At 64.1% G+C, this 23,936-nt stretch carries 14 protein-coding genes; 10 read left to right on the top strand and 4 right to left on the bottom strand.

Going from position 1 to position 23,936, the window contains the following annotated elements; all coding sequences use genetic code 11:
- Positions 1–85: 85 nt before the first annotated feature.
- Together ACIQYU_RS15530 and ACIQYU_RS15525 are read left to right on the top strand one after the other, a co-directional pair.
- The gene (locus ACIQYU_RS15530; RefSeq protein WP_233687100.1) at positions 86–4,354 is read left to right on the top strand and encodes a DEAD/DEAH box helicase; all 4,269 of its coding nucleotides are present in this window, start codon (positions 86–88) and stop codon (positions 4,352–4,354) included.
- Between the two features lie 182 nt (positions 4,355–4,536).
- Positions 4,537–6,156 carry an FMN-binding glutamate synthase family protein gene (locus ACIQYU_RS15525; protein ID WP_207832957.1) on the top strand — a complete coding sequence of 540 codons (1,620 nt, stop codon included), beginning with the start codon at positions 4,537–4,539 and terminating at the stop codon, positions 6,154–6,156.
- Between the two features lie 123 nt (positions 6,157–6,279).
- Here ACIQYU_RS15525 and ACIQYU_RS15520 read toward each other — a convergent pair whose 3' ends face one another.
- Complete coding sequence (locus tag ACIQYU_RS15520; protein WP_207832959.1) at positions 6,280–7,698, bottom strand: amino acid permease; 1,419 nt, start codon at positions 7,696–7,698, stop codon at positions 6,280–6,282.
- A gap of 420 nt (positions 7,699–8,118) precedes the next feature.
- On the opposite strand from ACIQYU_RS15520, the gene ACIQYU_RS15515 reads away from it, so the two are divergent.
- The 3 genes from ACIQYU_RS15515 to ACIQYU_RS15505 all read left to right on the top strand — a co-directional run bounded on the left by ACIQYU_RS15515 (position 8,119) and on the right by ACIQYU_RS15505 (position 12,657).
- Entirely contained in the window at positions 8,119–11,268 is a 3,150-nt protein-coding gene (locus ACIQYU_RS15515) for a transglycosylase domain-containing protein (RefSeq protein WP_233687021.1), read from the top strand.
- Between the two features lie 89 nt (positions 11,269–11,357).
- On the top strand, positions 11,358–11,903 hold the full coding sequence (locus tag ACIQYU_RS15510; RefSeq protein ID WP_207832965.1) for a PadR family transcriptional regulator: 546 nt from the start codon (positions 11,358–11,360) through the stop codon (positions 11,901–11,903).
- Positions 11,896–12,657, top strand: a complete 762-nt coding sequence (locus ACIQYU_RS15505; protein WP_207832967.1) for a siderophore-interacting protein — start codon at positions 11,896–11,898, stop codon at positions 12,655–12,657. The genes ACIQYU_RS15510 and ACIQYU_RS15505 overlap by 8 nt, the downstream gene beginning before the upstream one ends.
- Positions 12,658–12,703: 46 nt before the next feature.
- Here the strand turns inward: ACIQYU_RS15505 and ACIQYU_RS15500 are convergent, their stop codons facing one another.
- Complete coding sequence (locus ACIQYU_RS15500) at positions 12,704–13,339, bottom strand: Pr6Pr family membrane protein (RefSeq protein WP_063913158.1); 636 nt, start codon at positions 13,337–13,339, stop codon at positions 12,704–12,706.
- A gap of 1 nt (position 13,340) precedes the next feature.
- Positions 13,341–13,562 (bottom strand): VF530 family DNA-binding protein, encoded by a 222-nt coding sequence (locus ACIQYU_RS15495; protein ID WP_003252112.1) that lies wholly within the window; start codon positions 13,560–13,562, stop codon positions 13,341–13,343.
- A gap of 165 nt (positions 13,563–13,727) precedes the next feature.
- Here ACIQYU_RS15495 and ACIQYU_RS15490 point away from each other — a divergent pair, with 165 nt between their 5' ends.
- The 5 genes from ACIQYU_RS15490 to ACIQYU_RS15470 all read left to right on the top strand — a co-directional run bounded on the left by ACIQYU_RS15490 (position 13,728) and on the right by ACIQYU_RS15470 (position 22,993).
- On the top strand, positions 13,728–15,773 hold the full coding sequence (locus ACIQYU_RS15490) for a TonB-dependent receptor (protein ID WP_207832970.1): 2,046 nt from the start codon (positions 13,728–13,730) through the stop codon (positions 15,771–15,773).
- Positions 15,774–16,076: 303 nt separating this feature from the next.
- Entirely contained in the window at positions 16,077–17,411 is a 1,335-nt protein-coding gene (locus tag ACIQYU_RS15485) for a carbohydrate porin (RefSeq protein WP_233687022.1), read from the top strand.
- A 32-nt stretch (positions 17,412–17,443) separates the two neighbouring features.
- On the top strand, positions 17,444–19,855 hold the full coding sequence (locus ACIQYU_RS15480) for a glucose/quinate/shikimate family membrane-bound PQQ-dependent dehydrogenase (RefSeq protein ID WP_063913161.1): 2,412 nt from the start codon (positions 17,444–17,446) through the stop codon (positions 19,853–19,855).
- A 155-nt stretch (positions 19,856–20,010) separates the two neighbouring features.
- Positions 20,011–22,431, top strand: a complete 2,421-nt coding sequence (lon, locus tag ACIQYU_RS15475; RefSeq protein ID WP_207832975.1) for an endopeptidase La — start codon at positions 20,011–20,013, stop codon at positions 22,429–22,431.
- Positions 22,432–22,600: 169 nt separating this feature from the next.
- Positions 22,601–22,993: a protease inhibitor I42 family protein gene (locus ACIQYU_RS15470; RefSeq protein ID WP_207832976.1), complete on the top strand. Its 393-nt coding sequence runs from the start codon at positions 22,601–22,603 to the stop codon at positions 22,991–22,993.
- A gap of 6 nt (positions 22,994–22,999) precedes the next feature.
- On the opposite strand, the gene ACIQYU_RS15465 is transcribed toward ACIQYU_RS15470, so the two are convergent.
- Positions 23,000–23,935 carry an alpha-xenorhabdolysin family binary toxin subunit B gene (locus tag ACIQYU_RS15465; protein WP_207832979.1) on the bottom strand — a complete coding sequence of 312 codons (936 nt, stop codon included), beginning with the start codon at positions 23,933–23,935 and terminating at the stop codon, positions 23,000–23,002.
- Position 23,936 lies beyond the last annotated feature (1 nt).

Below are 23,936 nucleotides of genomic sequence, written 5' to 3'. Positions count from 1 at the left end.
CGCGAAAGGGCCGCCACAGGATATAGCCGACCTGCCAGACGAACGGCCCCTTGCCAACCCGTCCCACACCCGCCATAACCAACACATGAACCTGCCCGCCAAACACCACCCGGTGCTCGAGCTGTTTCACCCTGCTGTGCGCACCTGGTTCCGTCGCCATTTCGCCACGGTCACCGATGCCCAGGCCAAGGCCTGGCCGTTGATCCACGCGGGCAATTCGATGCTGCTGGCCGCGCCGACCGGCTCGGGCAAGACCCTCAGCGCGTTCCTGGCCGTGCTCGACGAACTGTTCCGCCAGGGCCTGGAGCACCAGGGCGAGCTGCCTGCGCAAACCCAGGTAGTCTACGTTTCGCCACTCAAGGCGCTGTCCAACGATATCCGCCTGAACCTGCAAGCCCCGCTCGAAGGCATTAGCCAGGCCCTTGCGGACCAGGGCCTGAACGCCCCACGCATCAGTACGGCCGTACGTACCGGCGACACTCCGCAGAAGGAGCGTGCCGCCATGCGCAAGCTGGCGCCGCATATCCTGGTGACCACACCCGAATCGCTGTACGTGCTGATGGGCTCGGCGTCGGGCCGTGAAGGCCTGGCCAGCGTGCACACGGTGATCGTCGACGAAATCCATGCCCTGGCCGGCAACAAGCGCGGCGCCCACCTGGCATTGACCCTGGAGCGCCTGCAAGCCCTGTGCAACCAGCCACTGCGGCGTATCGGCCTGTCAGCCACGCAACGCCCGGTCGAGCGGGTGGCGCAATTCCTGGTCGGCAACGGCCGCACCTGCGCCATCGTCGATGTCGGCCATGCCCGGCAGCGCGACCTGGCCATCGAGGTGCCGCCAGTGCCGCTGGGTGCGGTGATGGCCACCGATGTCTGGGGCCTGGTCTACGACCGCCTGGCTACCCTGGCGCGCGAACACCGCACCACCTTGGTGTTCGTCAACACCCGGCGCCTGGCCGAGCGCATCACCCGTCACCTCAGCGACCGCCTGGGAAAAGAGGCGGTTGCCGCGCACCATGGCAGCCTGGCCAAGGAGCTGCGCCTGGAGGCGGAACAACGCCTGAAACACGGCCAGCTGCAGGTGCTGGTGGCCACTGCATCGCTGGAACTGGGCATCGATATCGGCGACATCGAACTGGTCTGCCAGATCGCTTCGCCAGGCTCGATCGCGGCCTTGCTGCAGCGGGTTGGACGCGCCGGCCACCAGGTCGATGGCGTGCCCAAGGGGCGCTTGTTCCCGACCTCGCGCGATGACCTGATCGAATGCGTGGCCCTGCTCGACTGCATACGCCGGGGCGAGCTGGACGAACTGCACCTTCCCCGGGCGCCGCTGGATGTGCTGGCCCAGCAGATCGTTGCCGAAGCCAGCAACCAGCCCTGGCACGAACAGGCGCTGTTCGACTGCCTGCGCCAGGCCACGCCCTACGCAGAACTCGACCGGCAACACTTTCAGGCCCTGCTGCGCATGCTCGCCGAGGGCTTCAACGGTCGCCAGGGCGTGCGCAGTGCCTACCTGCACCGCGATGCGGTGAGCGGCACGCTGCGTGGCCGCCGTGGCAGCCAGCTGACCGCTCTGACCAGCGGCGGCACCATCCCCGACAACGCCGACTACGCCGTGCTGCTCGAACCGCAGGCGCTGAACATCGGCAGCGTCAACGAAGACTTTGCGGTGGAAAGCATCGCCGGCGACATCTTCCAGCTGGGCAACGCCTCCTATCGCATCCTGCGCGTCGAGCCGGGCCGGGTGCGGGTGGAGGATGCCCATGGCCTGCCGCCGACCATTCCATTCTGGCTGGGCGAGGCGCCGGGGCGCAGCAACGAGCTGTCTGCCGCGGTGGCCCGGCTGCAGGCACAGATCGACCAACAGCTGGCGAGCGCCAACCAGGCCGAGGTGCTGGCCTGGTTGCAGGACACCTTCGACCTGGGCGAAGCCGCCGCCGGCCAGTTGCTCGACTACCTGGCCCGCACCCGCGAAGTGCTCGGCGCCCTGCCCTCGCAGGACACGCTGGTGATGGAGCGCTTCTTCGATGAGTCCGGCGGGACCCAGCTGATCATCCATTCGCCCTACGGCAGCCGCATCAACCGCGCCTGGGGCCTGGCCCTGCGCAAGCGCTTCTGCCGCACCTTCAACTTCGAGTTGCAGGCGGCAGCCAGCGAGGACGCCATCGTGCTGTCGCTGTCCACCAGCCACAGTTTCGAACTGGACGATGTGTGGCGTTACCTGAATAGCCGCAGCGCCGAGCCGATTCTTGTCCAGGCGCTGCTCGATGCGCCGCTGTTTGGCGTGCGCTGGCGCTGGAACGCCAGCGTGGCCCTGGCCCTGCCGCGCTTTGTCGGTGGGCGCAAGGTGGCGCCACAGATCCAGCGGATGAAGAGCGAAGACCTGATTGCCGCCGTGTTCCCCGACCAGATCGCCTGCCTGGAGAATATCGTCGGCGAACGGCAGATTCCTGATCATCCGCTGGTCGAGCAAACCCTCGACGACTGTCTGCACGAGGCGATGGACTGCGAAGGCTGGCTGGCGCTGTTGCGGCGAATGGAAAGCGGCACGGTGCGCCTGCTGTGCCGCGACCTGCCCGCCCCTTCGCCGCTGGCTTCGGCCATCCTCAATGCCCGTCCCTATGCCTTTCTGGATGATGCGCCGCTGGAAGAACGGCGCACTCAGGCGGTGCTCAACCGGCGCTGGAACGAGGTGCACAGCGGCGACGCCCTGGGCGCACTGGACGCCGATGCCATTGCCGCCGTTGCTGCCGAGGCCTGGCCGCAGCCGGGCAATGCCGATGAAATGCATGAGGCGTTGATGGGCCTGGGTGCCATCAGCCAGGACGAAGTGCAGGACAATGCCAGTTGGGAGCTGCTGCTCAGGCAGTTGGCCCAAGCCGGCCGGGCCTTGCGCCTGGTGGATGAAAAGCTGTGGCTGGCGCGCGAGCGGTTGAGCCTGCTGCAGGTGCTGTATCCCGGCTCCCGGCTGGAACCTGCGTTGCAGGTACTGCCAGGCTTCGATCAGGCCATCGAGCCGGACATTGCGCTGGTCGAACTGCTGCGAGCCCGCCTGAGCGGCCATGGCCCGCTGACCCGTGCGCAGATTGCGGCAGCACTTGGCAAACCGCTGCCGGCCATCGAACAGGCACTGGCCCGCCTGGAAACCGAAGGCTATGTGCTGCGTGGGCATTTCAGCCCCGGGGCAAGCGAACTGCAGTGGTGCGAGCGCCATTTGCTGGCGCGTATCCACCGCTACACGGTCAAACGCCTGCGGCGGGAGATCGAGCCGGTCAGCCTGCAGGACTTCATGCGCTTTCTGTTCGACTGGCAGCACCTGGCCAACGACACACGCCTGCGCGGCCCGCAAGCGGTGGCCGAGGTACTGGGCCAATTGCAAGGCTTCCCGAGTGCCGCTGGCGCCTGGGAGGCCGAACTGCTGCCGGCACGCATCAAGGACTACAGCCCGCACTGGCTCGACGATGCCTGCCGTAGCGGGCAGTTCGCCTGGAGCCGGCTGGCGGCGACCGTGTCGAGCAACACCTTGTCGAGCACACCGCTGGTGCTGCTGCCGCGCGAGCACCTTGGCCTGTGGCGCAGCCTTGCCCCCGTGCCAGCCCTGGATAGCCTCGGCGCACGGGCGCAACGCGTCCACGAGGTGCTGCATGCACATGGCGCGCTGTTCTTCGACGAGCTGACACAGGATGCCCACCTGCTGCCCAGCGAACTGGAGACGGTCTTGCAGGAGTTGGTAGGTGCAGGCCTGGTTGGGGCCGACAGCTTCACCGGCCTGCGCAGCCTGATCACCCCGGCGGCGAAACGCGCTTCACGCAACAGCCGACGCGGCCACCCGCCGCTGTCCAGCAGCATGTCCCATGCCGGGCGCTGGGCCTTGTTGCGCACGGGCGCGGTGGACGACAGCCAGCGTCTGGAGCACATCGCCCGTGCCTTGCTACGGCGCTATGGCGTGGTGTGCTGGCGGCTGCTGGAGCGCGAAAGCGATGTGCTGCCGCCGTGGCGCGAGCTGCTGCGCTGCTATCACCGGCTGGAAGCGCGTGGCGAGATTCGTGGCGGGCGCTTCATTGCCGGGCTGGCCGGTGAACAATTCGCCTTGCCAGAGGCGGTGGGGCTGCTGCGGCAGGTGCGGCGGCGTGAGCTGGACGGGGCACTGGTATTGGTGAGCGCCAGTGACCCGCTGAACCTGGTCGGGTCGTTGCTACCGGGGGCGAAAGTGCCGGCGGTCAGTGGCAACCGCCTGTTGTATCGCGACGGGGTACCAGTGGCGGTGCGGGTGGCCGGGCACTATTCGTACCTGGTCGAAGCGCCGGCACAAGAGCAGGAAAGCTGGCGGCAGAAGCTGCTGCGCGACACCATCTGAGTGTTTTTTGCTGTACGGGCCCTATCGCCGGCAAGCCGGCGATAGGGCCCGTACAGCCTGCACAAGGCTTGGCGAGAATGATTTTCGCTACCCCGATTTTAATTTGCACAGCCGTGCAACTTGGCTATGGTCGGGGTTTACCCCAGGCCCTGAGCCTGACCGCGCCATCGCAAGGACCCTGTATGAGCCTGTCACTTCTCAGCCGCTATGCCTTCTTCGCCGCCTGTGTGCTGTTCACCCTGGCGAGCCTGCCCTTCACCCACCACGAATGGTTGTGGCCGTTCACCCTGACCACTGCCATCCTCAGCCTGATCGGCCTGTTCGACCTGCTGCAGCAACGCCACGCAGTACGCCGCAACTACCCGATCCTGGGCAACATCCGCTACCTGGTCGAGGCCATTCGCCCGGAAATCCGCCAGTACCTGCTGGAGGCCGACAGCGACGCCCTGCCGTTCTCCCGCGCCCAGCGCTCGCTGGTGTACGCGCGGGCGAAGAACGAAGCCTCGGACAAACCCTTCGGCACCCTGATCGACGTGTACGAGTCTGGCTTCGAGTTCATCGGCCACTCCATGCGTCCGGCGCCATTGGCCGACCCGGCCAGCTTCCGGGTCGTCGTCGGCGGGCCGCAGTGCAGCCAGCCCTACTCGGCGTCGATCTTCAACATATCGGCGATGAGCTTTGGCTCGCTCAGCGCCAATGCCATCCGTGCCCTCAACCAGGGCGCCAAGCTGGGCAATTTCCACCATGATACTGGCGAAGGCAGCATCAGCCCCTATCACCGCGAGCACGGCGGCGACCTGGTCTGGGAACTGGGCAGCGGCTACTTCGGGTGCCGCACGCCGGATGGGCGCTTCGACCCCGAACGCTTCGCCGCCCAGGCGCGCAGCCCGCAGGTGCGGATGATCGAGATCAAGATGAGCCAGGGCGCCAAGCCCGGCCATGGCGGTATCCTGCCCAAGCACAAGGTAACCCGGGAAATTGCCGAAACCCGTGGCGTGCTGATGGGCGAAGACTGCATCTCGCCGTCGCGCCACAGCGCCTTCTCCACCCCCATCGAGATGATGCAGTTCATTGCCCGGTTGCGTGAGCTGTCTGGCGGCAAACCGGTGGGCTTCAAATTCTGCCTGGGCCACCCGTGGGAGTTCATGGGCATCGCCAAGGCCATGCTGGAAACCGGCATCCTGCCCGACTTCATCGTCGTCGACGGCAAGGAAGGCGGCACCGGCGCGGCGCCAGTGGAGTTCACCGACCACATTGGCGTACCGCTGCGCGAAGGGCTGCTGTTCGTGCACAACACCCTGGTCGGCCTGAACCTGCGCGACAAGATCAAGCTGGGCGCCAGCGGCAAGATCGTCAGCGCCTTCGACATTGCCAGCGTGCTGGCCATTGGCGCCGACTGGGCCAACTCGGCACGCGGCTTCATGTTCGCCATCGGCTGTATCCAGTCGCAGAGCTGCCACACCAACAAGTGCCCGACCGGTGTGGCCACGCAAGACCCGCTGCGCCAGCGGGCGCTGGTGGTGCCGGATAAAGCCCAGCGGGTGGTGAACTTCCACCACAACACCTTGCGGGCCCTGGCCGAAATGCTTGCGGCAGCGGGCCTGGAGCACCCTGCGCAACTGGAAGCCAAGCACCTGGTGCGGCGCATCTCGGCCACCGAGATCAAGCTGTTCTCGCAGATGCATGTGTTCCTGAAGCCGGGTGAACTGCTGACTGGCGAGGTGAACGGGCAGTTCTATTCGCGCATGTGGCAACTGGCGCGGGCGGACAGCTTCGAGCCGCACAGCGAGGTGGCGGCCTGATTGAACCTGGGGCTGCTACCCAGCCCACCGCGACACAAGGCCGCTCCCACAGGAGTACGCGATCTCCTGTGGGAGCGGCCTTGTGTCGCGAAAGGGCCGCAAAGCGGCCCCAGCCATTTCAGATCAGGAAGCAGTACTGGCCACACCCTGCGCGTCTTTCGGCGCCAGGCGCAAGGCGTAGTACAGCACCGTCAGCAGCACCAGGAACGCCGGGCCGATGTACAGGGCCACGCGGGTATCCTCGAAGTAGGCCATCAGGCCGACCACCAGCACCAGGAAGGCTAGCGCCAGGTACGAGCTCAGCGGCCACAGCCACATGCGGTACTTCAGTGCCTTGCGCTCGGCAGTGGTGAGGCCGGCGCGGAACTTCAGCTGCGCCAGCAGGATCATCACCCAGGTCCAGATCGCGCCGAAGGTGGCGATGGAAGTAACCCAGACGAAGACCTTCTCCGGCACCAGGTAGTTGGCCAGCACGCCCAGCAGCAGCGCGCCGATCGACAGCAGCAGCGCATTGCGCGGTACGCCGTTCTTCGAGGTGCGAGCGAAGGTCGCCGGGGCCTGGCCGTTCTGCGCCAGGCTGTAGAGCATGCGCCCGGTGCTGAAGATGCCGCCGTTGCACGACGACAGCGCTGCAGTGATGACCACGAAGTTGATGATGCCGGCGGCGGTCTTGATGCCGAGGCGCTCGAAGGTCATGACGAACGGGCTACCCTGGCTGCCGATCTCGTTCCACGGGTAGATCGACAGGATCACGAACAGCGCACCGACATAGAACAGCAGGATGCGCCAGAACACCGAGCCGATGGCCTGCGGAATGGTCTTTTGCGGGTTGCGTGCTTCACCGGCGGTCAGGCCGATCATTTCCACGCCCAGGTAGGCGAACATCACCATCTGCAGCGACATCAGCACGCCGGTCACGCCGTTGGGCATGAAGCCGCCATTGCTCCACAGGTTGGAGATACCCATTGCCACGCCGTCATTGCCGAAGCCAAAGGCAATGATGCCGATGCCGCCAAGGACCATGGCGATGATGGTGACAATCTTGATCAGGGCGAACCAGAACTCGAATTCACCAAAGGCCTTCACTGCCACCAGGTTGACCGCACCCATGCTGCCCAGCGCCGCCAGGGCCCAGATCCAGCGCGGTACGTCGGGGAACCAGATGCCCATGTAGATGGCCACCGCGGTGATTTCGGCAACGCAGGTCACCAGCCACAGGAACCAGTAGTTCCAACCGGTAAGGAAGCCCGCCAGCGGGCCAAGGTAGTCCTGGGCATAGCGGCTGAACGAACCGGCGACAGGGTTGTGCACGGCCATTTCGCCAAGGGCGCGCATGATCACCAGAATGGCCAGGCCGCCGATGATGTAGGACAGCATGATGGCGGGGCCGGCCATTTCGATGGCCTTGGCCGAACCGAGGAAGAGACCGACACCGATACAGGCGCCCAGCGCCATCAGGCGGATGTGCCGTTCGCCCAGTTCACGTTTGAGCGGGCCGCCTTCAGTGGCCTGGCCGTGGGCAGGGTGGTTGCCGACTGGCATAGCAATACAACCTCATTTTGTTATTGGATTTGACCTTCGTGCAGCACCGGCCAGGCCGATAGGCGTGGCGTTGGCTTGCCGGGCTGGCCTCGTGGGCCGGCCCGTGTACCGGAATAGAGCGGCCGGCAGGGCGAAGGGGGCAAGCAGTATAGGAAGACCGTTGTAGGAGTTTTCACTATAAATATGCAGAAATTTGGCAAGAAGTCGGGCTCTGTGGGAGCTGGCTTGCCTGCGATCAGGCGCAAAGCGCCCGCAAAATTTCCTGCGGCACCATAGCAACATCGCCGTATGAAGAAACCCACACCAAAGCCGCATAGCCCTACACCACTTTTCTCCACCTCTTACAAAATTTTCACCTCACCCGCTCAACGTCTAAGCTTCAGACAAGCAAGACGAAAATACCTGGCCGGATAGAAGACTATGGGCGCACTGTGGCAATCGGAACCAAGCAGAACGGAAGCACCCGAGATACCTCCGGCCGAGACGCCACAACCCGAATCCCCCCGTCAGCGTCGGCTATGGTGGCGGCTGATCATCCTCATCCTGCTGGTGGCGCTGGTGGCCATCGGCTTCGCTGCGTATGACGAATTCCGCACCTCCAACCTGCAGTCGCGGGAATTCAGCAAACTGGCCAGCACCCTCACCTATTCGCTGCAGCCAGGCCCCAGCGATGCCATCGTCTACCCCGGTGAAGGGCCGTTCGACAAACGCCTTGGCTACAGCGCCCTGGGCGAGTTCCTGCCGCGCCTGCTCAAGCGCGACTACCTGATCAGCGAGCAGGTGAGGTTCTCGCCGGCGTTGATGAACTACGTCGATCATGGGCTGTTCGCCCCCTATATCGAGAAAATCCAGGCGGGCCTGTCGATCACCGACTGCCGCGGCGACATGCTGTACCAGTACAACTACCCGCAACACCTGTACCCGGACTTTGCGGCGATCCCGCCGGTGATCGTCAACAGCCTGCTGTTCATCGAGAACCGCGACCTGCTCGACACCAAGGACCCGCGTAACAACCCGGCCGTGGACTGGCCGCGCTTCGCCAAGGCCGCCTACAGCCAGGTGGCCAAGTACCTGGCCTTGCCCGGCCAGTCCGCTGGCGGCAGTACCTTGGCCACGCAGCTGGAAAAGTACCGCCATTCACCGGACGGCCTGACCGTGTCCGGCGCCGAGAAGATCCGCCAGATGATTTCCGCCAGCGTGCGCGCCTACCAGGGCGGCCCGGACACTACCGAGGCGCGCCAGCGCATCGTGCGTGACTACCTCAACAGCGTGCCGCTGTCGGCAGTGCCTGGGCATGGCGAAGTGCATGGCATGGCCGAAGGCCTGCGGGTGTGGTACGGCGCCGACTTCGACCAGGTCAACCAGGCCCTGAGTTCCACCGCCAGCGACCCCGAGAGCATGGCCACGCGCGGCCTGGCCCTGCGCCAGGTGCTGTCACTGATGATTGCCCAGCGTCGGCCCTCGCACTACCTGTCCAAGGGGCGGGTCGAGCTGGCCGAACTGACCGACGCGCACATTCGCGTACTGGCCGCCAACAAGGTCATCGAGCAGCCACTGGCCGACGCAGCACTGGCCAGCAAGGCGGTATACCGCGACTGGGTGGCGCAACCGACCATCGTGCCGATCGTCACCAACAAGGGCATCAGCCTGGCACGCAACCGTCTGGCGGCCATGCTCAACCGCCCGCTGTACGACCTCGACCGGCTCGACGTGTCGGCCACCAGTACCCTGCAGTCCGACCTGCAGTTGCAGGTCAGCCAGTACCTGAAAAACCTTGCCGACCCTGAATTCGCGGCGCAGATCGGCCTGATCGGCGAACGCCTGCTCACGGCCAAGACCACCGACCAGGTGAGCTACAGCTTCACCTTGTTCGAGCGCACCGCCGACGGCTCGCGGGTGCGGGTGCAGACCGACAGCACCGACCAGCCCTTCGACATCAACGAAGGCAGCAAGCTGGAGCTGGGCTCCACCGCCAAGTTGCGGGTGCTCACCACCTACCTGGAGATCATCGCCGAGCTGCACGACAAGTACGCCGGCAAGCCTGCCGCGGAGTTGAAGAAAGTCGAAGTCGCCGAACTCGACCGCATCAGCCAGTGGTCGCTGGAATGGCTGGCGCAGAACAGCAAGAACCAGAGCCTGGACGCCATGCTCGATGCCGCGCTGGAACGCAAGTATTCGGCCAACACCGGCGAAGCCTTCTTCACCGGCGGCGGCATGCATGTGTTCAACAACTTCCGCAAGGAAGACAACAGCCGCAACCCGACCCTCAAGGATGCGTTGCGCGAATCGATCAACCTGCCGTTCATCCGCCTGATGCGCGACCTGGTGCGCTACGTGACCTACCAGCAGCCGTATAACCGTGTGCCGCTGCTCAAGGACGACTCCGACCCGCGCCGCCAGGAATACCTGGCCCGTTTCGCCGACAAGGAAGGCACCAACTACCTGATGCGCTTCTGGAAGAAATACCAGCGCAAGACCTCGCAGCAGCGCCTGGACACCTTCCTCGACAGCATGCGCGTGACCCCGCAACGGTTGGCGGCCGTGCACCGCTACCTGTTCCCCGAGGCTGGCCAGGAAACCTTCAACGCCTTCGTCCGCGCCCACCTCAAGGGCGACAAGATCGTCCTGGGCAAACTGACCGATGGCCGTCTGTCGGAGATGTACGACGCCTATGGCCCGGGCAAGTACGACCTGCCCGACCAGGGCTATATCGCCAAGGTCCACCCGCTGGACTTGTGGCTGCTCGGTTACCTGCTGAAGAACCCCGGCTCGACCTTGACCGAAATGGTCAATGCCAGCCGCTTCGAGCGCCAGGAGGTCTACGGCTGGCTGTTCAAGAGCCGCCATCAGGGCGCCCGTGACAGCCGTATTCGCACCATGGTCGAGATCGAAGCGTTCCTCGACATTCACCAGCGCTGGAAGCGCGTGGGCTATCCGTTCGACCACCTGGTGCCTTCGCTGGCCACCGCCATCGGCAGCTCGGGCGACCGCCCTGCCGCCCTCTCCGAACTGGTTGGCATCATCCAGAACGACGGCGTGCGCCTGCCGACCTTGCGTATCGACACCCTGCACTTTGCGGCCAACACGCCTTACGAGACCAAGCTGGTCACCGACCCGGACCGGGGCGTACGGATTCTGCCGGTCGAAGTGGCGCGCGCCCTCAAAGGCGCCATGTCGCAGGTGGTGGATGCGGGCACCGCGCGGCGTATTTCCGGCAGCTTCAAGCTGCAGGACGGCACGCCATTGGTAATGGGCGGCAAGACCGGTACCGGTGACAACCGCATCGAAAGCTTTGGTGCTGGCGGCCGGCTGATCGGCTCGCGCTCGCTGAACCGTACCGCCACCTTCGTGTTCTTCCTGGGTGACAACCACTTCGGCACCTTGACCGCATTCGTGCCGGGGCGCTCGGCAGAGGCCTTCAAGTTCACCTCGGCGCTGCCGGTGCAGGTACTCAAGGGCATGGCGCCGATTCTCATGCCATACCTGCAACCGGGCAATCCGAATGAGTGCAAACCGCCGCAGGTGGCCACGCACACAGCCACGCCACAAGGGGATGCATCGAACAACTAGATGATAATCATCTGCAATTAAGGGCTTGTCTTTAGATATATCTTGAGTAATATCTTACGATATATCGCAAACGACGGAGCCCTTTCCCCATGCGCGAACCTACCCCCCATGACCCCTTCGAGCGGCGCCCCGGCCGTGGCGAACGCGGCCCTCGCGTCTTCGCCCCCGGCGACCTCAAGCTGCTGATGCTGGCCCTGCTCGCCGAGCAGCCAGGCCACGGCTACGACCTGATCCGCCAGATCGAGAACCTGTTCGACGGCAGCTACAGCCCAAGTCCCGGGGTGATCTACCCCACCCTCAACTTCCTTGAGGAGGCCGAGCTGATCAGCGGCCAGGTGCAGGGCAGCAAACGCCTCTATGCCATCACTGAAGCCGGCCGCACCGCCCTGGCCGAACAGGCCGTTGCCCTGGACGGCGTGCGCATGCGCATCGAAGTCAGCAAACGCGCCCTGCGCGGCCACGACCGCCCGCCAGAGATTCATGAAGCGGTCGGCAACCTGCGCCACGCACTGCACATGCACAGCGGCCGCTGGACACCGGAAGAAATCGAGCGGGTCCGCGACCTGCTCAACCACACCGCCAAGGCCATCGCCTCCGGGCCGGCCGAACCTGTCAGGGAGACACCCCATGAGTGACACCATTCACCGCGTCAACCACGAGATCCGCCAACGCCGCCTGCAGGTGCTGCGGGTCACCGAACTGACCCCGCGCATGCGCCGCATCACCCTCGGTGGTGCCGAGCTGCAAGGCTTCACCAGCGTGGGCAGCGACGACCATATCAAGCTGCTGTTCGCCGAAACGCCGGAGCAACAGCAAGCCATCGAGGCCCGTAATCTGGGCCGAGAAGGTGGCGCACGGCCCACCATGCGCGAATACACGCCGCGGCGCATCGACCTGGTGGCCAATGAGCTGGATATCGACTTCGTGCTGCACGGCGATGGCCCTGCCTCCACCTGGGCCGCCCAGGCCGCACCCGGGCAAACCCTGGACATCGCCGGGCCGCGGGCTTCGATGGTGGTGCCGGACATCTTCGACAGCTATCTGCTGATCGGCGACGAAACCGCCATTCCGGCCATTGGCCGCCGGTTGGAGGAATTGCCGGCAGGCCGCCAGGTGCTGGCGGTTATCCAGATCGAAGACGAGCAGGAACGCCAGCCACTGCCGAGCAAGGCACAGGTGGAGGTGATCTGGGTACGTCGCCAACAGGAAGACTTGCTGGCACTGGTGAAGAACCTGACCTTGCCAAAAGGCCGGTTGTACGGCTGGGTGGCGCTGGAAAAAGCCCTGACCCGCCAGGCCAAGGCGCTGTTGCTGGAGAAAGGCCTGCCTGAGGATGCGCTGAAGGCTGTGGCCTACTGGCGTGCCGACGGGACTGCGGACGACGAATGATTGTTTATTGCCTGCACTGGCTTGCCGGCGAGAGGGCCAGTGCAGCTCAAGCCAATCTGTGCAGCCCCCGCCACCGATCCAGCCCCAGCAACACCAGCCCAATCCCCCAGAACCCCGCCAGCACTCCCAGGGCATTGAGCATCACCTGCCCATACCCCAGGCTCGCCACATCGATGAACGGGTAGGCATATACGCCAATCTCGCTCCCTCGCCACAGCGCGTAGGCAAAATACACCGCCGGGTACACCGCCCAGACCAGCAAGTGCCATAGCCGCAACCTGCCCTTGGGCACTTCGCACCACCAGTACAAGGCATAGAGCACGGGCATCACATCGTGCAGCAACTCGTCCGCCAGCCATTGCCAGCCCTGCGGTTGCCACAAGTGACGCAACAGCACGCTGTAGGCCAATGCCACCAGCACGATGCTGGCGGCCACCGCGGAACCCACCGAAGGCGACAGGAAAAAACGCTTGGCACGGCCTTCCCGGCCGAACGCCGCATAACTGAGCACCGTTGCCACCAGGGTATTGGTCAATACGGTGAAATACCCGAACACATTGATCAGGCCGCCAACCAGGCTGGCCTGTTCCTGCCAACGCGCCAGCAGCACCAGGTACACCTGCACGGTCAAACCGAACCAGCCCAGCACGGCCATGCCGGTCAGCCAGGTACGACGCGGCATGTCAGGCCTGGCGCTGCAGTTTCACGTACAACTGCTCGACCTTTTCCCGTGCCCACGGTGTCTTGCGCAGGAAGGTCAGGCTCGACTTGATGGTCGGGTTGCTCTTGAAGCAGCGTACATCGATGCGCTCGGCCAGGCCCTGCCATTGGTAGTGCGCCACCAGCTCGGTGAGGATCTGTTCGAGGGTCTTGCCGTGCAGCGCGTTGTGTTGGGCCGTGCTCATGCCAGTGCTCCATAGGAAAGATGCGCACCTTACACGAGTGTAGTGGTGGGTGGGATCAGGCGAGTCGACAGAAAAACCGCTGGCCAGGCGCAAAACCTCTGTGCTGAAATAGAGATGTTATATTGTAACAATACAAAAGCATCTGCCAAGGAACGCCCCATCCCCATGCTGTACACACCGCTTCGCCTCTCTCCCCTCGCCGTCGCGCTGTGGCTGGCCGCAGCACCCGGCCACGCAGTGGAACTCGAACCCCAGGTCATCACCGCCAACCCTTTGGGCAACCGCCAGCTGGCCGCCCCCAGCAGCGTGCTCGAAGGCGACAACCTGCTGCAACAGCAGCACGGCAGCCTCGGTGAAACCCTGAACAAGCAGCCCGGGGTCGCCTCCACCTGGTTCGGCCCTGGCGCCAGTCGCCCGGTAATTCGTGGCCTGGATGGCGACCGCATTCGCATCCTGCGCAATGGCGTCGGCGCCCTGGATGCTTCGTCGCTGTCCTACGACCACGCCGTGCCGCTGGACCCGGTCACCGTCGACCGCGTCGAGATCGTCCGTGGCCCGGCTGCCCTGCTCTACGGCGGCAACGCCATTGGTGGTGTGGTCAACACCTTCGACAACCGCATCCCGGACACCCCCATCGAGGGCATCCACGGTGCCGGTGAACTGCGCTACGGCGGCGCCGACACCACCCGCAGCAGCGCTGGCAAGCTGGAGGCCGGCAACGGTGCCTTCGCCCTGCACCTGGATGCCAACAGCCGCCAGTTCAACGACCTGCGCATCCCCGGTTACGCGCGCAGTTCCAAGGTGCGTGATGCCGACGAGCCCGGTAGCAAACACCGCCTGGAAAACAGCGACGGCCGCCAGGACGGTGGCGCCGTGGGCGGCGCCTACCATTGGGACCAAGGTTACGCCGGCCTGTCGTACAGCCACTACGACAGCAACTATGGCTCGGTGGCCGAACCAGGTGTGCGCCTGGACATGAAGCAGGACCACTACGCCTTCGCCTCCGAGCTGCGTGACCTGGACGGCCCGTTCACTTCGCTCAAGGTCGATGCCGGCTATACCGACTACGAGCACCGTGAAATCGAAGAAGGCGAAGTCCACACCACCTTCAGGAACAAGGGCTATGAAACACGCATCGAAGCCCGCCACCAACCGTTCGGGCCGGTGGAAGGCGTGATCGGCGCCCAGGTCAGCCGCAATGAATTCTCCGCCCTGGGCGAGGAAGCCTTCGTGCCGCACACCGACACCGACAGCCTGGCGCTGTTCATGCTGGAACAGTGGCAAGCCACCGAGCGCCTGAACCTGAGCCTGGGCGCTCGCATGGAGCACACACGGGTCGACCCGGATGCCAAAGGCAACGAGAACTTCGTCGATGCCGACAGCGCCAGCAGCTTCAACGCCTTCAGCCTGTCTTCCGGGGCGGTGTACCAGCTCGACCCGATCTGGTCGCTGGCCGCCAACCTCGGCTACACCGAGCGCGCCCCGACCTTCTACGAGTTGTATGCCAATGGTGCCCACGTGGCCACCGGGGCCTTTGAAGTCGGCGATGCCAGCCTTAACAAGGAAAAAGCCATTTCCGCCGACCTGGCGCTGCGGTTCGACAACGGCACCCACAAGGGCAGTGTCGGGGTGTTCTACAGCCACTTCCGCAACTACATCGGCCTGATCGGCACCGGCAACATCCGCGAGGGGCATGACCACGACCATGATGAGGATGACCACGACCACGATCACGACCATGATGGCTTCCCGGAATACCAGTACCAGGGCGTGCGGGCGCGCTTCTATGGCATCGAGGCCCAGGACCGCTGGCAACTGGTCGAGAACCGTTATGGCAGCTTCGCGCTGGAGCTCTCCGGTGACTACACCCGGGCGAAGAACCTCGACAGTGGCGAGCCACTGCCCCGCATCGCCCCGCTGCGTCTGAACAGCGGCCTGGTCTGGGAGCTGGAGCGCTGGCAGGCGCGGGTCGATGTGCAGCATGCTGCGTCGCAGCACCGCAAGCCGGCCAACGAAACCAGCACCGATGGCTACACCACGCTGGGGGCCAGCGTTGGTTACCGCTTTGACGTTGGCCAGAGCCAGTGGCTGGCGTTTGTACGCGGCGAGAACCTGACCGACCAGACCGTACGCTATGCCAGCTCGATCCTGCGCGATATCGCCCCGGCGCCGGGGCGTAGTGTGGAAGTGGGCCTGCGTACCACCTTCTGATTGCAAATGAGTATCTGTGGGAGCGGGCATGCCCGCGAAGAATCCAACGCGGTGGATGGCACCGGCTTCGCCGGTGTTCGCGGGCACGCCCGCTCCCACAAAGATCTCGCAAGCTTTGGACTGTTGCCAGATCGGCAACAATCCACTGCGACAATTTGTCTTTTTTTCTTACAACTTCCCCTATATCCTCCCCGCCGCAAGCTGAATCGCTTCATCGAAACCATCTTGTCGCCATATCCATTGGAGGGCCCGCCCTTCGATGCGCTTGCCGTTTGTTCAACAATCAAAAGATAGCGCTATCTCATGCTCCAACTGCCCAAAACCTGTTACATCGGCCTTGCCTTCAGTGCCCTGGCGACCTCCACCAGTGCCAGCGAGATGTTCGCCAGCGACTCCCCATGGATGCTCGGCGACTGGAGCGGCACCCGCAGCGAACTGCTGGAAAAAGGCTACGACTTCACCCTCGGCTACACCGGCGAGATGGGCAGCAACCTGCACGGTGGCTACGACCACGACCGCACCGCGCGCTACAGCGACCAGTTCACCTTCGGCAGCCACCTGGACCTGGAGAAGATCCTTGGCTGGCACGACACCGAATTCCAGCTGACCATCACCGAGCGCCACGGCGACAACATCAGCAACGACCGCATCAACGACCCGCGAGTCGGCGGCTTTACCTCGGCCCAGGAAGTGTGGGGCCGTGGCGAAACCTGGCGGCTGACGCAAATGTGGATCAAGCAGAAGTACTTCGATGGCGCACTGGACGTGAAATTCGGCCGTTTCGGCGAAGGCGAGGACTTCAACAGCTTCCCCTGCGATTTCCAGAACCTGGCCTTCTGCGGCTCGCAGGTAGGCAACTGGGTGGGCGGCATCTGGTACAACTGGCCGGTCAGCCAGTGGGCCCTGCGCGTGCGCTACAACCTCAGCGACGCGCTTTACGCCCAGGTCGGTGTGTTCGAGCAGAACCCCTCCAACCTGGAGTCGGGCAACGGCTTCAAGCTCAGCGGCAGCGGCACCCAAGGCGCGGTAATGCCGATAGAACTGGTATGGAGCCCACAGGTCAATGGTCTGAAAGGGGAATATCGCGCCGGCTACTACTACAGTAATGCCAAGGCACAGGATGTTCTCAAGGACAGCAACGGCCAGCCGGCAGCCCTCAGCGGCGCCGCCTACCGCAGCAGTTCGAGCAAGCACGGCTTGTGGCTCGGCGCCCAGCAGCAGGTGACTTCGCTGGCGTCCGACCAGTCGCGTGGTCTGAGCCTGTTCGCCAATGCCACGGTACACGACAAGAAAACCAATGCCATCGACAACTATGTGCAGGCAGGACTGGTGTACAAAGGGCCCTTCGACGCCCGCGCCAAGGACGACATCGGTTTCGCCCTGGCCCGCGTGCACGTCAACCCTGCCTATCGCAAGAACGCGCGCCTGGCCAACCAGGCCGCCGGCCTCGACGACTACGACAACCCCGGTTACCTGCCAGTGCAGGACACCGAGTACAGCGCCGAGCTGTACTACGGCATCCACCTGGCCGACTGGCTCACGGTCCGCCCCAACCTGCAGTACATCCGCCACCCGGGTGGGGTGTCGCAGGTCGATGGCGCCCTGATCGGCGGCCTGAAGATCCAGAGCAGTTTCTAACCCCCCCTTTTTGACCTGACGGAGAACCTACGATGAGCACTGAAGGTGCCAACAATGGAAGCCGCTGGCTACCGCGCCTGATCGGCGCGCTGCTGTTGCTGATGGGCCTGGCTCTGCTGGCCGGCGGCATCAAGCTGAGCCAGCTGGGCGGATCGCTGTACTACCTGATCGCCGGTATCGGCTTTGCCCTGTCGGGCATCCTGCTGCTGGCCCAGCGCCGCATCGCCCTGGGCCTGTACGGTCTGGTACTGTTGGGCAGTACCGTGTGGGCCCTGCTCGAAGTGGGCCTGGACTGGTGGCAACTGGTACCGCGCCTGGCCATCTGGTTCGCCATCGGCGTGGTCCTGCTGCTGCCCTGGGCGCGTCGCCCGCTGAGCGGCCCGGCCAGCAAGGCCAACACTGCGCTGCTCAGCGTTGCAGTGATCGCTTCGGGCGCTTGCGCCGTGGGCAGCCAGTTCACCCACCCCGGTGAAGTGTTCGGCGAACTGGGCCGCGACAGCAGCGAAATGGCCAGCGCCGCCCCGGCCATGCCCGACGGTGAATGGCAGGCCTACGGTCGCACCGAACACGGCGACCGCTATTCGCCGCTGCGCCAGATCACCCCGCAGAACGCCTACCGCCTGGAAGAGGCCTGGCGCATCCGCACCGGTGACCTGCCGACCGAAAACGACCCGGTGGAGCTGACCAACCAGAACACCCCGCTGAAGGTCAACGGCATGCTCTATGCCTGCACCGCGCACAGCCGCTTGCTGGCCCTGGACCCGGACACCGGCGCGGAAATCTGGCGCTATGACCCACAGGTCAAGAGCCCGGTCGGTACCTTCAAAGGCTTTGCCCACATGACCTGCCGTGGCGTTTCGTACTATGACGAAAACCGCTATGTCAGCCGCGACGGCAGCCCGGCACCGAAAATTACCGACGCAGGCCAGGCCGTGGCCCAGGCTTGCCCGCGCCGCCTCTACCTGCCGACTGCGGACGCCCGCCTGATTGCCATCAACGCCGACAACGGCAAGGTCTGCGAAGGCTTCGCCAACCAGGGCGTGATCGACCTTACCACCGGCATCGGCCCGTTCACCGCTGGTGGCTACTACTCCACCTCGCCTGCTGCGGTCACCCGTGACCTGGTAATCATCGGTGGCCACGTCACCGACAACGAGTCGACCAACGAGCCGTCCGGCGTGATCCGCGCGTATGACGTGCACGATGGCCACCTGGTGTGGAACTGGGACAGCAACAACCCGGACGACACCCAGCCACTGGCTCCCGGCAAGATGTACAGCCGCAACTCGGCCAACATGTGGTCGATCGCCAGCGTCGACGAAGACCTCGGCATGATCTACCTGCCGCTGGGCAACCAGACGCCCGACCAGTGGGGCGCCGACCGTACCCCGGGCGCCGAGAAGTACAGCGCCGGCGTGGTCGCCCTGGACCTTGCCACCGGCAAGGCCCGCTGGAACTACCAGTTCACCCACCACGACCTGTGGGACATGGATGTGGGTAGCCAGCCGACCCTGGTCCATCTGAAGACCGACGACGGCGTGAAGCCGGCAATCATCGTGCCGACCAAGCAAGGCAGCCTGTATGTGCTCGACCGCCGCGACGGTACGCCGATCGTGCCGATCCGCGAAATCCCCACCCCGCAAGGTGCGGTGAAGGGCGATCACACCTCGCCGACCCAGGCCCGCTCCGACCTCAACCTGCTCGGCCCCGAGCTGACCGAACAGGCCATGTGGGGCGCCACGCCGTTCGACCAGATGCTGTGCCGCATCCAGTTCCGCGAGCTGCGTTACGAAGGCCAGTACACCCCGCCGTCCGAGCAAGGCTCGCTGGTGTACCCGGGTAACGTCGGTGTGTTCAACTGGGGTAGCGTGTCGGTCGACCCGGTGCGCCAACTGCTGTTCACCTCGCCCAACTACATGGCCTTCGTGTCGAAGATGATCCCGCGTGAGCAGGTGGCCGAAGGCAGCAAGCGCGAAAGCGAAACCAGCGGCGTGCAGCCGAACACCGGCGCGCCGTATGCCGTGACCATGCACCCGTTCATGTCGCCACTGGGCGTACCGTGCCAGGCCCCGGCCTGGGGCTATGTCGCCGCCATCGACCTGTTCACCAACAAAGTGGTGTGGAAGCACAAGAACGGCACTACCCGCGACAGCACCCCGGTGCCGATCGGCTTGCCGGTTGGCGTGCCGAGCATGGGCGGCTCGATCGTCACCGCCGGTGGCGTCGGCTTCCTCAGCGGCACCCTGGACCAGTACCTGCGCGCCTATGACGTGAACAACGGCAAGGAACTGTGGAAAGCCCGCCTGCCAGCGGGTGGCCAGGCCACGCCGATGAGCTACAGCGGCAAGGATGGCAAGCAGTACGTGCTGGTGACTGCCGGCGGGCATGGCTCGCTGGGCACCAGGATGGGCGACTACATCATCGCCTACAAGCTGGCTGAGTAATCCAGGGATGCGGCAGTGAACCTGCTGCCGCATTTGCGGGTAAACCCGCGAAGAGGCCGGTCCAGGCATCACTCCTCTCTACACCCATCATCTACCATTGAAACCCATCCCCCCGCGCCCCATCTAAGCACCATAGTCATTCACGCAGGTGCCCCATGAGCGACCAGCAGGATTTCCCGGAACATCCCGACGAACACAGCGAAGTCGAGCACACTCCCCACCAGGCCGAAGCCGGCCACGCCCTCGCCCTGCCCGGCCAGCAGCTGCCGGACAAGGTCTACGTGATCCCCATCCACAACCGTCCGTTCTTCCCGGCCCAGGTGCTGCCGGTCATCGTCAATGAAGAGCCTTGGGCAGAAACCCTCGACCTGGTCGCCAAGTCACCAGACCACTGCCTGGCCCTGTTCTTCATGGACACCCCGCCAGAAGACCACCGTCACTTCGACACCTCGGCGCTGCCGGAGTACGGCACGCTGGTGAAGGTGCACCACGCCAGCCGCGAAAACGGCAAGCTGCAGTTCGTTGCCCAGGGCCTGACCCGGGTACGCATCCGCACCTGGCTCAAGCACCACCGCCCGCCGTACCTGGTCGAGGTCGAATACCCGCGTCAGCCCGCCGAGCCGACTGACGAGGTCAAGGCCTATGGCATGGCGCTGATCAACGCGATCAAGGAGCTGCTGCCGCTCAACCCGCTGTACAGCGAGGAGCTGAAGAACTACCTCAACCGCTTCAGCCCCAACGACCCGTCGCCGCTCACCGACTTCGCCGCCGCCCTCACCTCGGCCACCGGCAGCCAGTTGCAGGAAGTGCTCGACTGCGTGCCCATGCTCAAGCGCATGGAAAAGGTCCTGCCGATGCTGCGCAAAGAGGTGGAAGTCGCGCGCCTGCAGAACGAGATCTCGGCCGAGGTCAACCGGCAGATCGGTGAGCACCAGCGCGAGTTCTTCCTCAAGGAACAGCTCAAGGTCATCCAGCAGGAGCTGGGCCTGACCAAGGACGACCGCAGCGCCGACCTCGAACAGTTCGAGCAGCGCCTCGAAGGCAAAACCCTGCCGGAGCAGGCGCGCAAGCGTATCGATGAAGAGATGGGCAAGCTGGCCATCCTCGAAACCGGCTCGCCCGAATACGCCGTCACCCGCAACTACCTGGACTGGGCCACCGCCCTGCCCTGGGGCGTGTACGGCAAGGACAAGCTCGACCTCAAGCACGCGCGCAAAGTCCTCGACCAGCACCACGCCGGCCTCGACGACATCAAGGAGCGCATTCTCGAATTCCTCGCCGTAGGCGCCTGGAAAGGCGAGATCAGCGGCTCGATCGTGCTGCTGGTGGGCCCGCCCGGGGTGGGCAAGACCAGCATCGGCAAGTCCATCGCCGAATCGCTCGGCCGGCCGTTCTACCGCTTCAGCGTCGGCGGCATGCGTGACGAAGCCGAGATCAAGGGCCATCGCCGCACCTACATCGGCGCCCAGCCCGGCAAGCTGGTGCAGGCCCTGAAGGACGTCGAAGTGATGAACCCGGTGATCATGCTCGACGAGATCGACAAGATGGGCCAGAGCTACCAGGGCGACCCGGCTTCAGCGCTGCTGGAAACCCTCGACCCGGAGCAGAACGTCGACTTCCTCGACCACTACCTGGACCTGCGCCTGGACCTGTCCAAGGTGCTGTTCGTGTGCACCGCCAACACCCTGGACTCGATCCCCGGGCCATTGCTCGACCGCATGGAAGTGATTCGCCTGTCCGGCTATATCACCGAAGAAAAACTGGCCATCGCCAAGCGCCACCTGTGGCCCAAACAGCTGGAAAAGGCCGGCGTGGCCAAGACCAGCCTCGGCATCAGCGACAGCGCCCTGCGCACGGTGATCGAAGGCTATGCCCGCGAAGCCGGGGTACGCCAGCTGGAGAAGCAACTGGGCAAGCTGGTGCGCAAGGCCGTGGTCAAGCTGCTGGAAAACCCCGATGCCAAGCTCAAGATCGGCACCAGGGACCTGGAAGCCGCGCTCGGCATGCCAGTGTTCCGCAGCGAGCAGGTGCTGGCCGGCAAAGGCGTGATCACCGGCCTGGCCTGGACCAGCATGGGCGGCGCCACGCTGCCGATCGAAGCTACCCGCATCCACACCCTCAACCGCGGCTTCAAGCTGACTGGCAAGCTGGGCGAGGTGATGAAAGAGTCGGCCGAAATTGCCTACAGCTACGTCAGCTCCAACCTCAAGCAGTTTGGTGGCGACCCTGGTTTCTTCAACGAAGCGTTCATTCACCTGCACGTGCCCGAAGGCGCCACGCCCAAGGACGGCCCGAGTGCCGGCATCACCATGGCCAGCGCCCTGCTGTCGCTGGCCCGTGACCAGGTACCGAAGAAGGGCGTGGCCATGACCGGCGAGCTGACCCTGACCGGGCAAGTACTGCCGATTGGTGGTGTGCGCGAGAAGGTGATTGCGGCGCGGCGGCAGAAGATCTTCGAGCTGATCTTGCCGGAGCCTAACCGTGGCGATTACGAAGAACTGCCGGACTACCTGCGCGAAGGCCTGACCGTGCATTTCGCCAAGCGCTTTGCCGACGTGGCCAAAGTTCTGTTCTAGCCAGCACCGGCCTCTTCGCGGGTAAACCCGCTCCCACAGGGATAGCGCAGGGCTGAGCCCAGTGAGCCCCCTGTGGGAGCGGGTTTACCCGCGAAAGGGCAAGTACTGGCAACACAAAAGCCCACCAGCATCGGTTATCCTCAGGCCATCGCCAGCCTACGGAGCCAACATGACCGCCCTTCGTCTGCTCGTTCCCCTGAGCTTCGCCCTGCTTTCTGCCTGCGCCCAACAGCCCACGCAACCTGTCGCACTGGACGCCGAAAGCGAATGCCCGACGCGCCTGCAAGTTGGCCAGACACTGACCCTGACCTTGCCCAGCAACCCCTCCACCGGCTATCGCTGGCGCGTTGAAGACCCCGCCGCGAACGTGCTGCAAAGCCTGGGCCCAGAGGTGTACAACGCCCCCGAAGAAGAAGACGTGGTCGGCAGCGCCGGTGTATCCACCTGGCGCTACCAGGCCAACAGCGTCGGCACATCCCAGTTGGTGCTGGTTTACCAACAACCCTGGGCTACAGATGTCGCCCCGGTGCAGATCTTCGAATGCAAAGTCATCGTCCGTTGAGGGCAATCAGCTGCGGTCATACGCCATCTGAACCACCATCAGATATTCGCAGAACTCCTGCAAAGCGGCCGTGCCATCCGGCAACGCCATCGTCGGGTCGAGCTTTGCAGCTTGAGCCTGCCACTGCAGTTCCAACTTGCGAAGCTCTTGCAGCCACTCATTCTTGAGTGGCTCGACCCGGACCAACGCCTTGACGGCATCGCGCTCATCCAAGGTGCTTTCCAAGGTTTGCTGAACATGCCGCCGGTCACTCAGCGCCCCCTCGATTCTTGCATCAAGCCTGCTGCAGGCGTCACTCAAGTCACTGAATGTCTTGACCCCCTCCAGCACATCGGCATGCTCGCGCAGCTTTTGTGTTGCTGCCTTGATCACACTCAAATCGATTTTCGGATCCGTGATCAAGCCTGCTATCTGGTCAATGTCGTCATCTTTCGGTATCAGCCCCTTCAAGGCACTGGCAACAGAAGGCTTTTCCAATACCTCGATAGCCGCGACAATATCTGACTGTTTTTGCCGCAGTTCAGCCAAACGCTCATCGAATGCCACGACTTGTTGCCTATGCAGGTCGACGCGGCTTTCGAGTTCCGGCAGTAACTCAATCAAGGTGGCTAACGAGAAGAGCTCCAAGCGCTGATTTTGCCTGGCCAATACCGAGTGAAGCTGACTCAGACGATTCAGAACAGTTGCAAGTCTGTGGTGGGGATCAGCGCCTGGTTGGCTCGAAACAAACTGCCGATCCTCCAGCAACACGATAGCGCCTATCAGGCTTTCCTTGAAAGAACGCTCGACCGCAAGCAACAGTGTTCGCAAATCACCAAGTTGCTCACGCGCCCGCGGGAGCACTTTCATGCCCCATGCGTCTACAAGGCTGAATATCTGATCTTGCACTTGCTGCATGCGTACAAAATCGGGTACAGCGGCTTTAATATCTATTACGTCCATG

This window comes from Pseudomonas sp. NPDC096925 (assembly GCF_044762545.1).
Classification (GTDB): Bacteria; Pseudomonadota; Gammaproteobacteria; order Pseudomonadales; family Pseudomonadaceae; genus Aquipseudomonas.
This window is presented reverse-complemented; position numbering and strand designations above follow the sequence as displayed.

Bases quoted from the DNA above. Each gene is read 5' to 3' on its own strand.
- ACIQYU_RS15530 (WP_233687100.1), top strand. From the start codon at position 86: ATGAACCTGCCCGCCAAACACCACCCGGTGCTCGAGCTGTTTCACCCT.
- ACIQYU_RS15525 (WP_207832957.1), top strand. From the start codon at position 4,537: ATGAGCCTGTCACTTCTCAGCCGCTATGCCTTCTTCGCCGCCTGTGTG.
- ACIQYU_RS15520 (WP_207832959.1), bottom strand. From the start codon at position 7,698: ATGCCAGTCGGCAACCACCCTGCCCACGGCCAGGCCACTGAAGGCGGC.
- ACIQYU_RS15515 (WP_233687021.1), top strand. From the start codon at position 8,119: ATGGGCGCACTGTGGCAATCGGAACCAAGCAGAACGGAAGCACCCGAG.
- ACIQYU_RS15510 (WP_207832965.1), top strand. From the start codon at position 11,358: ATGCGCGAACCTACCCCCCATGACCCCTTCGAGCGGCGCCCCGGCCGT.
- ACIQYU_RS15505 (WP_207832967.1), top strand. From the start codon at position 11,896: ATGAGTGACACCATTCACCGCGTCAACCACGAGATCCGCCAACGCCGC.
- ACIQYU_RS15500 (WP_063913158.1), bottom strand. From the start codon at position 13,339: ATGCCGCGTCGTACCTGGCTGACCGGCATGGCCGTGCTGGGCTGGTTC.
- ACIQYU_RS15495 (WP_003252112.1), bottom strand. From the start codon at position 13,562: ATGAGCACGGCCCAACACAACGCGCTGCACGGCAAGACCCTCGAACAG.
- ACIQYU_RS15490 (WP_207832970.1), top strand. From the start codon at position 13,728: ATGCTGTACACACCGCTTCGCCTCTCTCCCCTCGCCGTCGCGCTGTGG.
- ACIQYU_RS15485 (WP_233687022.1), top strand. From the start codon at position 16,077: ATGCTCCAACTGCCCAAAACCTGTTACATCGGCCTTGCCTTCAGTGCC.
- ACIQYU_RS15480 (WP_063913161.1), top strand. From the start codon at position 17,444: ATGAGCACTGAAGGTGCCAACAATGGAAGCCGCTGGCTACCGCGCCTG.
- lon (WP_207832975.1), top strand. From the start codon at position 20,011: ATGAGCGACCAGCAGGATTTCCCGGAACATCCCGACGAACACAGCGAA.
- ACIQYU_RS15470 (WP_207832976.1), top strand. From the start codon at position 22,601: ATGACCGCCCTTCGTCTGCTCGTTCCCCTGAGCTTCGCCCTGCTTTCT.
- ACIQYU_RS15465 (WP_207832979.1), bottom strand. From the start codon at position 23,935: ATGGACGTAATAGATATTAAAGCCGCTGTACCCGATTTTGTACGCATG.